Genomic DNA, 15,496 nt, shown 5'->3' with positions numbered 1-15,496 from the left:
CCTGACGTCGGCCGCGCCTGAAGTCCGCCGCGCCGCGACTAGCGCTCGCCGTGCCCCAGGTCGGTGAGGATCCGCCGGGCGGCGTTGTGCCCGGCGGCACCGATCACGCTGCCCGCCGGGTGGCAGCCGGCGCTGCCCGCGTACAGGCCGGGCAGCCCGGTGGCGTACGGCATCCGGTCAGTGAACGAGACGGTGTTGTCCACGTGGTGGATGTGCCCGCCGGTGATGCCGAAGTGCGCCTCGATGCCGGGTGGGGCGAGCGGCACCGCGTCGGCGACCAGCGCGCTGGTGCCCGGCGCGTACCGGTCGCAGACGGCCAGCAGTTGTTCGACGTACCCGGGCAGCTCGGTCGCCCACGACGAACCCGCCGGCTGCCACGGCACCGACTGGACGAACAGCGCCGACGAGTGGTGCCCGGCGGCGTCGCGCAGCGACGGGTCGACGGTGGTGTGCAGGTACCACTCGATGGTCGGCTCGACCGGCAGCCGGCCGGCCCGCACATCGGCCCACATCGCCCGCAGCGCCGTCATCGGCGACTCGCCGTCGCCGCCGGGCAGCAGCGACGCCGAGCCGGGCAGCAGATGGATGGTGGCCCCGAACGGGCTGGGCGCGGCGTCCGGCAGGCAGCTGAACCGGGGCAGCCCGGTCAGCGCCAGGTTGACCTTCAACGTGCTGCCCGGCCGGCGGGTGGCGGCCAGCCGGTCGGTCAGCTCGGCCGGCAGCACGCCGTCGGGGGCCAGCTCCAGCAGCCGGTACGGGTCACAGGCACCGAGTACCACCTCGGCGGCCACTGACCGGCCGTCGGCGACGACGACACCGCTCGCGCTGCCGGCGTCCACGGTGATCGCGGTGACCGGCGTGTCGGTGACGATCCGCGCTCCGGCGGCCCGGGCGGCGTCGGCAAAGGTCCGCGACACGGTGCCCATCCCGCCGGCGGCGATCATCCAGGTGCCGTCCGAGCCGGGCAGTCGGCACATGTTGTGCACCAGGAAGTTGTGACCGGTGCCCGGGTCGTCCGGCCCGGCGGTCAGCCCGCTCAGCCCGTCGGTGACGGCGTACATGGCGACCAGCAACTCGGAGCGGAACTCGAAGCGGGCCAGGTAGTCGGCGACCGAGCCGCGGACCAGGTCGACGAGGACCTGCCGCAGCGCAGGGCGGACATAGCGCTGCGCGGTCTGTTCGACCGGCAGCGGCTCGGCCAGCCAGGCCGGCGCCAGGTCGTCGCGTAGCGCCGCCAGCTCAGCCTGCATGGCGTCGTCGGCGGCCACGTCGGCGGCGGAGAAGGCGGCGGACATCTGTGCCCGGGTCGCGGCCCGGTCGGTGCCGAACAGCAGGTACGGCGACCCCGGCCCACCGGGGGTGGGCAGGAAGTAGTGCGGGTCGCGGCGCAGCACCGGGATGGCCACGTCGAGGGTGGCCAGCAGTTCCGGCGGCATCAGCCCTAGCAGGTACGACCCGGTGGAGTGGCGCAGCCCCGGCGCCCGGGCGAACGGCTGCTCGGTGCGGGTGGCGCCGCCGATCACCTCGGCCGCCTCCAGCACCAGCACGTCGAGCCCGGACCGGGCCAGCAGGACCGCCGCGACCAGACCGTTGTGCCCGGACCCGATGACGACCACGTCGGCGCGGGCGGGCAGGTCGGCGCGCGTCGACGGGTCGGGTCGCGGCGCCGGAGAGTGTGACGTACCCATGTCCCGACCCTAGTCGCCGTGCGGCGTCCAAGATGGGCCTGCGATAGTCGAGACGTGTTCGCGTGGTGGGGACGGACCGTGGTCCGGTTGCGATGGGTGGTGCTGGCCGCCGCCGCGTTGCTGGTCGTCGTCGGGGTGACCTGGGGGACCGGCCTGTTCGGGGCGGTCTCCGGTGGCGGTTTCGCCGACCCGGCGGCCGAGTCGACGCAGGCCCGGGAGCGGATCAACGCCGAGCTGGGCAACCAGGACGTCGACGTGCTGGTGCTGTACCGCAGCGACGCGGCCACCGTCGACGACCCGGCGTTCCGCGAGCCGGTCACCCAGACCCTGGAGTCGCTGGCCACCCGGCCGGAGGTGACCAGTGTCACCAGCTACTACGACACCGAGTCGCCGGCGTTGGTCGCCACCGACCGGCGGGCCACCTACGCCCTGGTCCAGCTCGCCGGCGACGACGAGGACGCCAAGACCGCCGCCTTCGAGCAGATCCGGCCGCTGCTGGACGCACCGGGGCTGGTCACCCGGGCCGGCGGTGCCGTGCCGTTCCTCGACCAGGCCAACGAGCAGACCATCCGGGACATCACCCGGGCCGAGCTGATCGCCCTGCCGATCCTGCTGGTGCTGCTGGTGCTGATCTTCGGTGGGCTGGTCGCGGCGTCGATGCCGCTGCTGGTCGGCGTGCTCGCCATCCTCGGTGCGTTCGTCGCGGTCCGGGCGCTGACCCTGGTCACCGAGGTCTCGGTGTTCGCGATCAACGTGATCACCCTGATCGGGCTGGGCATGGCGATCGACTACGCGTTGTTCGTGGTCAGCCGGTTCCGGGAGGAGTTGGCCGCCGGCCACCCGACCCCGGAAGCGCTGGTACGTACCGTCGCCACCGCCGGTCGTACCGTCGCTGTCTCCGGTCTGATCATCGGTACCTCGCTGATCAGCCTGCTGATCTTTCCGCAGCCGTTCCTGACCGGGATCGGCTTTGGCGGGATGGCAGCGGTGCTGGTCGCCATGCTCGCCTCGGTGACCGCACTGCCCGCCCTGTTGGCGGTGCTCGGCCCGCGGATCAACGCGCTCACCGTACCGTTGCCGTGGCGTCGCCGGTCGGCGCCGCAGCCGGGGGAGGCCGCCCGGGCCGGCGCCTGGGCCCGGATCGCCCGCAGCGTGATGCGGCGCCCGGTGCGCTACGTCACCGTGGTGGTGGTCGGGCTGCTGCTGCTGGCCACCCCGTTCCTGCGGGCCGAGTTCGGCGGCTTCGACGAGCGGGTGCTGCCGGCCGGTGCGCAGTCGCGGGTGGTGGCCGAGACGATCGCCGAGGAGTTCCCTGACGGCGCCAGCATCGGCCCGGTCGAAGTGCTGGTCTCCGGCGCCGGCCCCGACCTGGCGCAAGCCTTCGCCGAGGACATCGCCGGGCTGCCGGGCGCCACCGGTGCCCAGATCGCGGCGGTACGCGACACCTCGGCGCTGATCCGGGTGAGCTACGTCGGCGAGCCGACCGGCGACGAGGCCGAAGCACTGGTGCGGGCCATCCGGGACCTGCCGCCCCCGGCCGGGGCCGAGGTCCTCGTCGGTGGCCGCACCGCCGCTGACATCGACATGCTGGACAGCCTCGGCACCTACCTGCCGTGGATGGCGCTGCTGATGGCCACCGCCACCATGGTGCTGCTGTTCCTGGCGTTCGGCTCGGTGGTGTTGCCGGTCAAGGCGGTGCTGATGAACCTGGTGTCGATCGGCGCCTCGTTCGGCGTGGTGGTCTGGGTGTTCCAGGACGGGCACTTCGCCGACTGGCTCGGATTCACCCCGACCGGGTTCATCGATCCGACCAACCCGATCCTGATGTTGGCGGTGCTGTTTGGGCTGGCCACCGACTACGAGGTGTTCCTGCTGTCGCGGGTGCGTGAGGAGTGGGACCGCACCGGCGACAACACCGCGTCGGTCGCCGCCGGGCTGCAGCACACCGGGCGGATCATCACCGCCGCCGCGTTGCTGCTGATCGTGGTGGTGGCCGGTTTCGCCGCTGGTGGCATCTCGTTCATCAAGCTGATCGGGGTCGGGATGATCGTGGCGATCGTCGTCGACGCGACCCTGGTGCGGGTGCTGCTGGTGCCGGCGACGATGCGGCTGCTGGGTCGGTGGAACTGGTGGGCGCCGGGTCCGTTGGGCCGGCTGTACCGCCGGTTCGGCCTGCACGAGGCCCCGGCGAACCCGCAGTTGGCGTCGGTCGGCTCCGGTGCCGGTCCCGACGGCGCCACCGGCTGAACGCCAGCGTGGCGGAGTAGCCGGCCAGCACGATCACATGCAGCAGGTAGAGCCAGAGCAGCACCGCGACCGCCGCGCCGACCTGGTCGAGCCCGCCGAACGGCACCCCGAGGTCCAGCGGCAGCGAGCAGAACAGGATGAACCCGTGCAGGAAACCGGACAGGTTGGCGGCGGTGAACGAGCCGACCGCGACCGTGGCCAGCCAGTCCGGCTTGCCCGGCCCGACCACCCGGAACACCCAGACCAGCACCGGGCTCAGCCCCAACCAGACGGCCAGGAACGACACCACCACCCCGAGCGCGCCGGCCCAGCCGCCCCGGGCGAACAGCCCGGCGGCCGACGGTAGGGCCAGCAGCACCAGCAGCATCAACGCCGGTGCCGCGCCGAGCAGCGGTAGCAGTAGCACCCGGCCCCGCCAGCCGACCATCGACTCGGCCGGCTCCGGTGGTGGCGCCACCGACACGAATGCCCGGCGCAGCCCTTCGCCGTACAGCGAGGCGGGCAGCACTGCGGCCAGCGCCAGCACCGGGGTGAGGTGCAGGCCGGCGTCGATCAGGGCGGCGGCGGCCCGGTCGGCGCCGATCTGTTCGGGCAGGGTGTCGATCGCCGGGTCGGTGAGCCGACGGATCCGGCCCGCACCAGCGAACAGCCCGGTCAGCCAGATCGCCAGCAGCACCACCGGGACGACCGCGATCGCGCCGAAGAAGGTGATCGAGGCGGCGTGCAGCGACAGGTCCCGCCCGCGCAGCGGCCGGAATGCTGCCCGGACCAGCCGGCGACCTCGGGAGACCATGTTCCTCAGCTTTCCCCACCGGGGCGGTCTCCACTCCCGTACGGCGGTGGCCCGGCGTGGGGTGGCCCGTACGGTCCGGCTTTACGGTCGGCCAGCCGACATGGCCCGGTGCGCCGCCGTGGCGGGGCGTCGCGGCTAGTCTGGTCGGTGCATCATGTCCCGCGGAAAGGGGTGAGCACGTTGGCACAGCCGGCATTCGTGCCCGATCCGGAGCCGCCGCGTGAGCCGTCGTTCGACGTACTCGGCGATTTCGACGAGCCGTGGACCGCGCAGCTCGCCCTTGACCTGTTGCCGGAGACCAATGGTCCCAAGGTCGAGGTCCTCAGCGGGAGCGTGATCGTGACACCACATGCCGGGTACGACCATCAGACGATCGAGCTGGATCTGGCGTATCTGTTGAAGCAGGCAGCGCGCCGGGCGAAGCTCTGGCTGTACCACGAGGTCAACGTCGTCTCGGGCGACGACTTGTACACCCCCGACATCGTGGTGCTCCGCTCACCTGGTGGAGGACACGTCTCGATGCCGATCTCGGAAGCCGTGCTGCTCGGCGAGATCGTCTCCAAGGGCAACCGGCGCAAGGACGTGATCGACCGGCCACGGCAGTACGCCGCAGCCGGTGTGCCCTTCTTTCTCCGGGCGGATTTCCGGAACCGGGTGCCGGCACTGGCGTTGCACGAGCTGAGCGACGGGGAGTACCGGCCGGTGGCGGCGGCCGCGGCCGGAACCGCGTTCGTGATGAAGGAGCCGTTCGAGTTCACCATCGATCCGGCCGATCTGCTCGACGAGGCCGACGACGCACGGTGACGCGGTGTCCCGGTGACTCGGCGGCGCGCCCGGCGGCCGGGCGGCTGCGGCGCTGCGGGACAATGGGTCGGTGACTTCCTCCCCACGGGATATCGTGCTGCTCGGCTCCACCGGCTCGATCGGCACCCAGGCGGTCGACATCGTCACCCGCAACCCTGACCGGTTCCGCATCGTCGGGCTCGGCGCCGGCGGGGGAAACGTCGAGCTGCTCGCCGTACAGGCACTACTGTTGCAGGTCGAGGTGGTGGCGGTGGCCCGGGCCTCGGCGGCGCAGGACCTGCAGCTCGCCTTCTACGCTGAAGCGTCCCGGCGCGGCTATCCGACCGGTGGGTTCCGGATCCCGAAGATCCTGGCCGGCCCGTCGGCGATGGCCGAGCTTGCCGAGTGGCCGTGCGACGTGGTGCTCAACGGAGTGGACGGCTCCCGGGGGCTGGCCCCCACCCTGGCGGCGTTGCGGGCCGGCCGGACCCTGGCGCTGGCCAACAAGGAGTCGCTGATCGCCGGTGGTCCGATCGTGCGGGCCGCGATACAGCGCCCGGACCAGATCGTGCCGGTGGACTCCGAGCATTCGGCGCTCGCCCAGTGCCTGCGTTCGGGCACCGCCGACGAGGTGCGCAAGCTGGTGGTGACGGCGAGCGGCGGCCCGTTCCGGGGGCGGCCCCGTGCCGAGTTGACCGAGGTCACCCCGGAGCAGGCGATGGCCCACCCGACCTGGAACATGGGCCCGGTCATCACGATCAACTCGGCGACCCTGGTGAACAAGGGCCTGGAGATCATCGAGGCGCACGAACTGTTCCGCATCCCGTACCCGCGTATCGAGGTGGTGGTCCACCCACAGTCGGTGATCCACTCGATGGTGGAGTTCGTGGACGGTTCGACGGTCGCCCAGGCCAGTCCACCGGACATGCGACTGCCGATCGCGCTGGCCCTGGGCTGGCCGGCCCGGGTGCCGGCAGCGGCCGCGCCGGTCGACTGGACCCGGGCGCAGAGCTGGGAGTTCGCCCCGCTCGACGAGACGGCGTTCCCGGCGGTGGCGCTGGCCAAGCAGGCCGGCGCGGACGGCCGCTGCCGGCCGGCGGTCTACAACGCCGCGAACGAGGAGTGCGTGGCGGCGTTCGTCGCCGGCAGGCTACCGTTCCTCGGCATCGTCGACACGGTGGAGCGGGTGCTGCAGGCGGCACCGGACTTCGGCGAACCGGGTACGGTCGACGATGTGCTCACTGCGGAATCCTGGGCGCGAACCCGGGCGCATGAGCTGATCGGTGCATCGGCGGAGGGAGCTTGATGGCGTACCTGCTCGGGGTGGTTCTCTTCGCCCTCGCGATTCTCATCTCGGTCAGCCTGCACGAGGCCGGTCACATGGTGACCGCGAAAAAGTTCGGGATGAAGGTGACCCGGTACTTCGTCGGTTTCGGCCCGACCATCTGGTCGTTCCGGCGCGGTGAGACCGAGTACGGGCTCAAGGCCATCCCGCTGGGTGGCTTCTGCAAGATCGTCGGTATGACCCCGCAGGACGACGACGTGGCACCCGCCGACGAGTCCCGGGTGATGTGGCGCTTTCCGGTGTGGAAGCGGACGGTGGTGATGTCCGCCGGGTCGGTGACCCATTTCGGGCTGGCGATCGTCGCCCTCTGGCTGGCTGCGGTCTTCATGGGCCTGCCGAACCCGGACTTCCCCGCCACCGAGGAGCAGGCCCGTCAGGAGCCGGCGGTGGTCGCGGTCACCGACTGTGTGGTCGTCGAGTACGTGGCCCGTGCCTGCGAGGCCGGCGACCCGGCCAGCCCGGCCGCGCAGGCGGGCCTGCGTGACGGCGACCGGATCCTCGCGGTGAGCGGCACCCCGGTCGACACCTGGGGTGACATGCTGGAGGCGATCCGGGGTGCCGATCCGGGGCCGGCGACCGTCCGGTACGAGCGGGACGGGACGACCGGCACCGCCGAGGCGGAGCTCGCCGCAGTGCAGCGCCCCGAGCTGGGCACCGACGAGGGCCCGCTGAGCACGGTCGCCGCGCTCGGCGTCGGGCTGCGGATCGAGAAGCCCGGCATGGTGACGTACGGGCCGATCGAGGCATTCGGCGCGACCGGCGACTACCTGCGCCAGATGGCGGTCGGCACCGTCGAGGCGATGATGCGGATCCCGGAGAAGATCCCGGCGCTGTGGGCCTCGATCACCGGCGCGGAGCGCGACATCGACACCCCGATCAGCGTGGTCGGTGCCAGCCGGCTCGGCGGGGAGGCGGTGGCCAACGATGCCTGGGAGTTGTTCGTGCTGCTGTTCATCTCGCTGAATTTCTTCGTCGGGGTGTTCAACCTGCTGCCGCTGCTGCCGCTGGACGGCGGGCACATCGCGATCGCCTGGTTCGAGAAGGCCAGGTCCTGGCTGTACGCGGTGCTGGGCCGACCCGACCCGGGGCGGGTCGACTACTTCAAGCTGATGCCACTCACGTACGCGGTTCTGCTGATCGGTGGCGCGTTCACGCTGCTGACCATCACCGCGGACGTGGTCAATCCGATCACGCTGTTCTCGAGGTGAGTTGAGAAGTGACCGCTGTCAGTCTGGGCATGCCCGCAGTGCCGCCGCCGCCGTTGGCGCCGCGCCGGGTCAGCCGGCAGATCATGGTCGGTCCGGTGCCGGTGGGTGGCGGTGCACCGGTCTCCGTACAGTCGATGACCACCACGGTGACCTCGGACGTCAACGCGACGTTGCAGCAGATCGCCGAGCTGACCGCGTCCGGCTGCCAGATCGTGCGGGTCGCCGTGCCGTCGCAGGACGACGCGGACGCGCTGCCGACGATCGCCCGCAAGTCGCAGATCCCGGTGATCGCCGACATCCACTTCCAGCCGAAGTACGTCTTCGCTGCGATCGACGCCGGCTGTGCGGCAGTGCGGGTCAACCCGGGCAACATCCGGCAGTTCGACGACAAGGTGGCGGAGATCGCCAAGGCGGCGTCGGCGGCCGGTACACCGATCCGGATCGGTGTCAACGCCGGTTCGCTGGACAAGCGGTTGCTGGCCAAGCATGGCAAGGCGACCGCCGAGGCGCTGGTGGAGTCGGCGTTGTGGGAGTGCTCGCTGTTCGAGGAGCACGACTTCCGGGACATCAAGATCTCGGTCAAGCACAACGACCCGGTGGTGATGATCCGGGCGTACCGGCTGCTGGCCGAGCAGTGCGACTATCCGCTGCACCTCGGGGTGACCGAGGCCGGCCCGGCGTTTCAGGGCACGGTCAAGTCGGCGGTGGCGTTCGGCGCGCTGCTGGCCGAAGGGATCGGCGACACCATCCGGGTGTCCCTGTCCGCGCCGCCGGTGGAGGAGATCAAGGTCGGTACGGCGATCCTGGAGTCGCTCGGGTTGCGTGAGCGGGGCTTGGAGATCGTTTCCTGCCCGTCCTGCGGGCGGGCGCAGGTGGACGTGTACACCTTGGCCGACCAGGTGACCGCTGCGCTGGACGGGTTTCCGGCTCCGTTGCGGGTGGCGGTGATGGGATGCGTGGTGAACGGGCCGGGCGAGGCCCGGGAGGCCGATCTCGGGGTGGCGTCCGGCAACGGCAAGGGCCAGATCTTCGTCAAGGGCGAAGTGATCAAGACGGTGCCGGAGTCGCAGATCGTGGAGACCCTGGTGGAGGAGGCGCTGCGGATCGCCGACGAGATGGGCGCCGAGTTGCCGGCGGAGATGCGTGAGCTTCTTCCCGGGCCGACGGTCACGGTGCACTGAGGCGTGACGCGCGCCGGCCCGGGGCCGGCTGTCGTTTCTGATCCCGTTGGCGGACGTCGGTCCGCCAACGGGATCTCTTTGTGCCGGTCAGGGGGCGTTGCCGGCAGCGGCGGATTGGTCGGGGTGCACCTCCGGGGGCATCAACATCGGCGTGCGCCGATTGACAAAGTTTGGGCTCCCGACTTAGTCTGCGGCCACTTCGCTGGTGCTGGCTGCTCGTTTGCGACCGCCGGTGCCCGTCCCTTCGTGCCTGACCCGCAGGCACACCCCACGGCGAGGAGCGACATGACTCAACAGACAACGACGGCTCGCGGGAGAAGGTGGCGCGCCGGCCTGGTCGCTGGCGGTGTGACCGCCGCACTGGTCGGCGGAAGCGTCGCCGTCGCGGCCAGCGCGCACGCGGCCGCCGGCTGCCGGGTGGTCTACTCGGCACCCGCCCAGTGGCCAGGCGGCTTCACCGCCAACGTCAACGTCACCAACCTGGGCGACCCGATCAACGGTTGGCAGCTGACCTGGGCCTTCCCGTCCGGACAGCAGGTCACCCAGGCCTGGAACGCCACCATCACCAGCTCGGGCAGCCAGGTCACCGCGACCAACGTCAGCTACAACGCCAACCTCGGCACCAACGCGACCGTCTCGTTCGGCTTCAACGGCTCCTGGTCGGGCAGCAACACCGCCCCGACGTCGTTCGCGCTCAACGGTGTCACCTGCACCGGCAGCGTGGGTCCCACCACGCCGCCGACCGACCCACCGTCGCCGACGGTGCCGCCGACCACCGCGCCGCCGTCCCCGACGCCGACCGCGACCCCGCGTCCGCCGGGCAACCCGCAGGACGTCGTCGACGCCATGCAGCCGGGGTGGAACCTGGGCAACACCCTCGACGCGACCGGCGACAACGTCGACGGCAGCGGTGAGACCTCATGGGGCAACCCGTTGGTCACCCGGGATCTGATCCGCACCATCAAGACGCAGGGCTTCAACAGCATCCGCATTCCGGCGACCTGGACGCACCACCACGGCGGCGCGCCCAACTACACGATCGACCCCACCCGGCTCGCCCGGGTGAAGCAGATCGTCGACTGGGCCCTCGCCGAGGACCTCTACGTGATGATCAATCTGCATCACGACTCCTGGCAGTGGATCAACACGATGCCCAGCAACCGCACCGGCGTCCTGGATCGCTACTCGGCGCTGTGGACCCAGCTGGCGAACACCTTCCGTGACTCGTCGCCAAAGTTGCACTTCGAGAGCGTCAACGAGCCGCAGTTCAGCAACAGCTCCGGCGATGCCCAGAACGCCCAGTTGCTCGACGAGCTGAACCGGACGTTCCATCAGATCGTCCGCAACTCCGGCGGCAACAACGCCACCCGGCTGCTCATCCTGCCGACCCTGCACACCTCGTCCGACCAGGCCCGGCTCGACGAGCTCGCCAGCACGTTCACCGCACTGAACGACCCCAACCTGATCGCCACGGTGCACTACTACGGGTACTGGCCGTTCAGCGTCAACGTCGCCGGCGGCTACCGCTTCGACGCCACCGCCCAGCAGGACGTGATCGACTCGCTCAACCGGGTGCAGAACACCTTCGTGTCCCGGGGCATCCCGGTTGTCATCGGCGAGTTCGGTCTGCTCGGCTTCGACCGGCACACCGGCACCATCCAGCAGGGCGAGAAACTGAAGTTCTTCGAGTTCTTCGGTTACCACACCCGGACCCGCGGCATCGCCACCCAGCTGTGGGACAACGGCCAGCACCTCGGCCGGACCAGCTTCCAGTGGAGCGACCCGGAGCTCATCGCCCACATCAAGTCGGCCTGGACCACCCGCTCCGGCACCGCCGCCAGCGACATGATCTTCGTGCCGCGTACCGGCAGCGTCACCGCCAAGACCCTCGCGTTGAACCTCAACGGGCTGACCTTCCAGGGACTGCGGCAGGGTAGCACCGACCTTGTCCGGGGGACCGACTACACGGTCAGCGGCAACCAGTTGACGCTGCCCGCGTCCACCGTCACCCGCCTGGTCGGCAATCGGGCGTACGGGGTGAACGCCACCCTGCACGCCCGCTTCTCGTCCGGCGTGCCGTGGCGAATCAACATCATCTCGTCGGATCCGCCGGTACTGGCCAACGCGAGTGGTACCACCTCGTCGTTCAACATCCCGACGACCTTCCGCGGTGACCAACTGGCCACCATGGAGGCGCGGTACGCGGACGGTTCCAACGCCGGCCCGCACAACTGGACGTCGTACAAGGAGTTCGACGTCACCTTCCGGCCGAACTACGCCGCGAACACGATCACCTTGACGTCGGACTTCTTCGCTGAGGTCAACGACGGCTCCCCGGTGACGCTCACCTTCCACTTCTGGAGCGGTACGACGATCGCCTACACCGTTGCACGTAACGGCTCGGCGGTGACCGGCACCACCTCGTAACATTCCTCTGGCACCCGGTGGGTGCCGCCGACACACCCGGCGGCACCCACCGGCCCGGTACCCACCCGGCCCTGAGGGCCGACTGGTCAGCAGCAGTCCGGCCCGCAGCAGTCCGGCTCGCAGTCGCAGCGCGTGGTCAGCTCCAGCATCGTGATCACCTCCCGTCCCCATCCGGTGGGCACCATCGGCCCGGTTCCGGTGGCGGGCAGGCCGTGGTCGGCAGCTTCTCAGCCATCGCCGCCATCTCCGCCCGTAGCGCGGTCAGCCGGGCCAGCTCCACGTCGACCTCGGCGATCCGGCGGCGCAGCAACTGCTCCGCCGGCTCACACGGGCAGACGCCGGTGTCCCGGACGGCGAGCAGATCGGCGATTTCCCGCAGCCGGAGCCCGAGTCGCTGACAGCCCCGGATGAACCGGAGCCGGTCGACCGCCGCGGTGCCGTACACGCGGTAGCCGGTAGGGGTCCGCTCCGGCGGGTGCAGCAGCCCGGCCCGTTCGTAGTAGCGGACGGTGTCCGGCGAGACACCGGCGGCGACGGCGAGTGCGGCGACCCGCAGGCCGCGCCGCCCGGATCCGCCGGTTCCGGAGGCGTCGGTCCCGCACGCCTCATCCGCCCCGGCGGCGCAGCCGGTGAGGTCGAGAACCTCGACTCTTGTGCCCGTGGTCATGTCGACGACGGTAGACCTCGGAGTGCACTCCAAGGTCAAGCCGGTATTCGCTGGCCGTGCCGAAGCAGTCCGTCGATGATGACCGACATGACGATCGACATGTTCACCGACCCGGACGCCGACCCCCGTACCGATCCGCCGGTGCTCGGCGACGAGCGGGCCACCCTCACCGGGTTCCTCGACTGGCACCGCCGGACCCTGGAGCTCAAATGCGGCGGACTCGACCCGCAGCAGCTGGCCCGGCGGTCGGTGCAGCCGTCGGCGCTGTCGCTGCTCGGGCTGGTGCGGCACCTCGCCGACGTGGAACGGTACTGGTTCCGGCGGGTGATGGCCGGCGAGGAGGCGCCGCCCCGCTTCTACTCCGAGGCCGCGCCCAACGACGACTTCGACGCTGCTGTCGCCGACCCGGCGGCGGTCACCCAGGCGTGGGAGGCGTGGCGGGAGGAGATTGAGTACGCCCAGCGTTTCGTCGCCGACGCGGCCGGACTGGACGTCACGGGCTCGGGCCGGCGCGGCCCGATCTCGCTGCGCTGGGTGCTGACCCACATGATCGAGGAGTACGCCCGGCACAACGGTCACGCCGACCTGCTGCGGGAATGCATCGACGGGGCGGCCGGCCAGTAGGACCCGCCGGTCCACCCGCCGGCGGCCGAGCTGACCACCCCGTCGAAGGTCAACGGGTCCGCGAAGGCGGTTGAGTCCGCAGGTCACCGATCCGCACGAACTCGACGGCTGCGGAGATCAGCCCGAATACTGTGAGCGCCGGCAGGCTGATCACAGCGGGCAGTGCGGCGGTCGGGAAGGCCAGCACGATGACCGCACCGCCGCTGGCGATCCGGTACCAGCTGATTGCGCGCCAGGTCCGCCACCAGTACACCTGATTGGCGAGCAGGTAGAACCCCACCCCCCAGTAGAAAGCGTAGTGGCCGAACCGGATACCGGTGTCGTCGCGCGGCACCGCGGCCTGGTGCAGGCCGTACGCGATCAGGATGACGCAGGCGACCATCGGCAGGTGCAGGTAGGTGAACGCGTCGCGGGCGAGTCTGGCCCGGTCGACGCCGGTCTGCGCGTCCAAGGTGAGGCGGGCCGAGTCGATCGTCGTGGAGTATGGCCACCAGAGAGCGCCGACGGTGACCGCCGCCGTGACGACGATGACCATGACACTGGTGGAGACCGGCTGATCCGCGACGGCCAGACCGACCGAGATGATCGTCTCGCCGAACGCGACGAGCATGATCAGCGCGTACCGGTCCACCCAGTGCCGAGCGGATCGGGGCCGCCAGGATTTCACCCCGGTGGGGTAGCTGCCGGCGAGTTGGATGGTGAGCGCGGCGACCCAGAGCAGCGTGACGGCCGGGATTCCGGCCAGCCAGTCGGGCGACGCGAACTCCACCACCGCGGACCCGATGAGCAGCAGCAGCGCGGCCGTCGACGGTACGGCGTTCTGCAGTGCGAGCGCCCCCAGCACCGGCTCGGTACGCGATGCCTGCAGGATCAGCACGGTCTGCATGAGCTGGGCGCCGAGATAACTGGCGACGATGATCAGCGAACCGGGCAGACTTCCCGGGGCCGGTTCGAAGGCCTGCGGGGTAGCGATCCCGATCGTCAGAACCGAGGCGGCGATGCCGATCGTGGTGAACCGGACCAGGACCGTATCGGTGCGGACCGCGTTGGTGAGCCAGGAGAAGGAGGTCCAGGCCCACCACAGCAGCGCCAGCAGGGTCAGCCCTCGGACGAGGCCCCAGACCGAGGCGTGCCGGGTCATCAGCGTGGTGACCTGGATGAACGCGAAGACGAAGACCAGGTCGAGGAAGAGTTCCCGGGGGGTGACCCCGTGCAGGCGGGACGTCTCGGATTCGGCCAGCCGGTGCAGTTGGACGTGGCGGCGGCGGAACACCGTCCGGTCGGCGATCAGCATCGCCACGACGCCGACGGCCAGCAGCGCCAACGCGCCCAGCGGTGGGACGCGGGTGGCCACCGGGAGCAGGCCTACTAGCAGGGCGATGCCAAGGAGCGGGCTGCGACCCAGCAGACGTCCGGACAGCCATTCGAAGGCGACCAGCGCCAGCAGGTAGAGCAGCACGCCGCCGTAGAGGATGGCCGCGTCGGCGGTGGTCCAGGGGTGTTCGGAGCCGCCGGTGATGGTGGCGGTCGCATGTTTGAGGCCGAGGGCGAAGAAGATCAGCCCACCGATCATCGGCAGGTGCAGGCCGCTGTACACGTCCCGGGCCATCCGGGTCTGGTCGACGCCGGATCTCCGGGAGAGAGCATGCTCGGCGAGGATCTTGGCTAGATCGAAGTAGGTCCACCACAGGGCGGAGACGATGACCAGGCCGAGCGTCGCGGCGGCGATCAGCGGCCAGGTGACCGGGAGGTCGGCACCAATACCACCGCCGGTGCCCATCGAGATGATCGTCTCGCCGAGCGCGATCAGGACGATCAGCGCGTGCCGTTCCGCCAGATGCCACGGCGAGACGATCTGCCAGCTGCCGCGACCGACCGCGGTCAGCACCACGAAGTCGATGGACAGGGCCAGGGCGAACAGCACCAGCCGTACCAGATCGGCGTCGAACCGGGCCGGCAGGTGCGGCGGCAGCAGCGCGGCGGCCAGCAGCACCGACGCCGACGCGGCGAGCGTCAGCCAGGCGATCGCAGCGGGCCGGCGGCCGGCCGGACCTTCCGACCAGCGGGACCGGGTGAGGACTGTGAGGACGCTGACCCGGATCGCCAGGTAGCCGACCACCACCACGACCGGTCCCGGCAATTTGCCGGGCAGGTCGACGAACGTCTCGGGTACGGTCACGCCGATGACCAGCAGGACGGTGGCGATGCCGGCCATCATCAGCGGCATGCCGCCCCGGTCCAGGTGGACGACGTTGCCGAGCCAGACGACCGGGGTCCAGCAGTGCCACAGCAGCAGGATCACCAGGACCCCGCGGAGCATGCCGACCGCGGTCAGATCGGCCGCCATCAAGGTGGTGACCTTCAGGAAAGCGAACACGAAGAACAGGTCGACGAACAGTTCCATCCAGCTGACGTCGCCGGTGACCAGCGGATTCCGGCGCACCAGGCGGAGACCGCCAGCGGTCGGATGCGGGTGCGGGCTGTCGTCGTGCACGCCCCAACTGTGGCAACCATCGCCCCGCACCGGAGCGGA

The 15,496-nt window shown here is 70.6% G+C and carries 10 protein-coding genes and 1 pseudogene; 7 read left to right on the top strand and 4 right to left on the bottom strand.

Going from position 1 to position 15,496, the window contains the following annotated elements; translation table 11 throughout:
* Positions 1-38 precede the first annotated feature (38 nt).
* On the bottom strand, positions 39-1,688 hold the full coding sequence (locus O7543_RS11065; RefSeq protein ID WP_281553901.1) for an NAD(P)/FAD-dependent oxidoreductase: 1,650 nt from the start codon (positions 1,686-1,688) through the stop codon (positions 39-41).
* A gap of 54 nt (positions 1,689-1,742) precedes the next feature.
* Here O7543_RS11065 and O7543_RS11060 point away from each other — a divergent pair, with 54 nt between their 5' ends.
* Positions 1,743-3,935 (top strand): MMPL family transporter, encoded by a 2,193-nt coding sequence (locus O7543_RS11060; protein WP_281553902.1) that lies wholly within the window; start codon positions 1,743-1,745, stop codon positions 3,933-3,935.
* On the opposite strand, the pseudogene O7543_RS11055 reads toward O7543_RS11060, so the two are convergent.
* A pseudogene (locus O7543_RS11055) lies at positions 3,922-4,728 on the bottom strand (YhjD/YihY/BrkB family envelope integrity protein); the annotation flags it as partial. The gene O7543_RS11060 and the pseudogene O7543_RS11055 sit on opposite strands and share 14 nt — an antisense overlap.
* Before the next feature lie 180 nt (positions 4,729-4,908).
* Between O7543_RS11055 and O7543_RS11050 the strand changes: the two are divergent.
* The 5 genes from O7543_RS11050 (at position 4,909) to O7543_RS11030 (ending at position 11,672) form a co-directional block, all read left to right on the top strand.
* Positions 4,909-5,532 (top strand): Uma2 family endonuclease, encoded by a 624-nt coding sequence (locus tag O7543_RS11050; RefSeq protein WP_281553903.1) that lies wholly within the window; start codon positions 4,909-4,911, stop codon positions 5,530-5,532.
* Positions 5,533-5,626: 94 nt separating this feature from the next.
* Positions 5,627-6,817 carry a 1-deoxy-D-xylulose-5-phosphate reductoisomerase gene (gene dxr / locus O7543_RS11045; RefSeq protein WP_281555498.1) on the top strand — a complete coding sequence of 397 codons (1,191 nt, stop codon included), beginning with the start codon at positions 5,627-5,629 and terminating at the stop codon, positions 6,815-6,817.
* Complete coding sequence (locus O7543_RS11040; protein WP_281553904.1) at positions 6,817-8,064, top strand: site-2 protease family protein; 1,248 nt, start codon at positions 6,817-6,819, stop codon at positions 8,062-8,064. Before dxr ends, O7543_RS11040 begins: the two co-directional genes overlap by 1 nt.
* Positions 8,065-8,072: 8 nt before the next feature.
* Positions 8,073-9,245: a flavodoxin-dependent (E)-4-hydroxy-3-methylbut-2-enyl-diphosphate synthase gene (ispG, locus tag O7543_RS11035; RefSeq protein WP_281553905.1), complete on the top strand. Its 1,173-nt coding sequence runs from the start codon at positions 8,073-8,075 to the stop codon at positions 9,243-9,245.
* Between the two features lie 285 nt (positions 9,246-9,530).
* A complete protein-coding gene (locus tag O7543_RS11030) occupies positions 9,531-11,672 on the top strand; it encodes a cellulase family glycosylhydrolase (protein ID WP_281553906.1) in 2,142 nt (713 codons plus the stop codon).
* A 154-nt stretch (positions 11,673-11,826) separates the two neighbouring features.
* Here the strand turns inward: O7543_RS11030 and O7543_RS11025 are convergent, their stop codons facing one another.
* Positions 11,827-12,339 (bottom strand): MerR family transcriptional regulator, encoded by a 513-nt coding sequence (locus O7543_RS11025; RefSeq protein ID WP_281553907.1) that lies wholly within the window; start codon positions 12,337-12,339, stop codon positions 11,827-11,829.
* Positions 12,340-12,426: 87 nt separating this feature from the next.
* Between O7543_RS11025 and O7543_RS11020 the strand changes: the two genes are divergently transcribed.
* A complete protein-coding gene (locus O7543_RS11020) occupies positions 12,427-12,963 on the top strand; it encodes a DinB family protein (protein WP_281553908.1) in 537 nt (178 codons plus the stop codon).
* A gap of 49 nt (positions 12,964-13,012) precedes the next feature.
* Here the strand turns inward: O7543_RS11020 and O7543_RS11015 are convergent, their stop codons facing one another.
* Positions 13,013-15,457: a low temperature requirement protein A gene (locus O7543_RS11015; RefSeq protein WP_281553909.1), complete on the bottom strand. Its 2,445-nt coding sequence runs from the start codon at positions 15,455-15,457 to the stop codon at positions 13,013-13,015.
* Positions 15,458-15,496 lie beyond the last annotated feature (39 nt).

The sequence above is a fragment of the Solwaraspora sp. WMMA2080 genome (assembly GCF_027497395.1).
GTDB lineage: Bacteria > Actinomycetota > Actinomycetes > Mycobacteriales > Micromonosporaceae > Micromonospora_E.
This window is presented reverse-complemented; position numbering and strand designations above follow the sequence as displayed.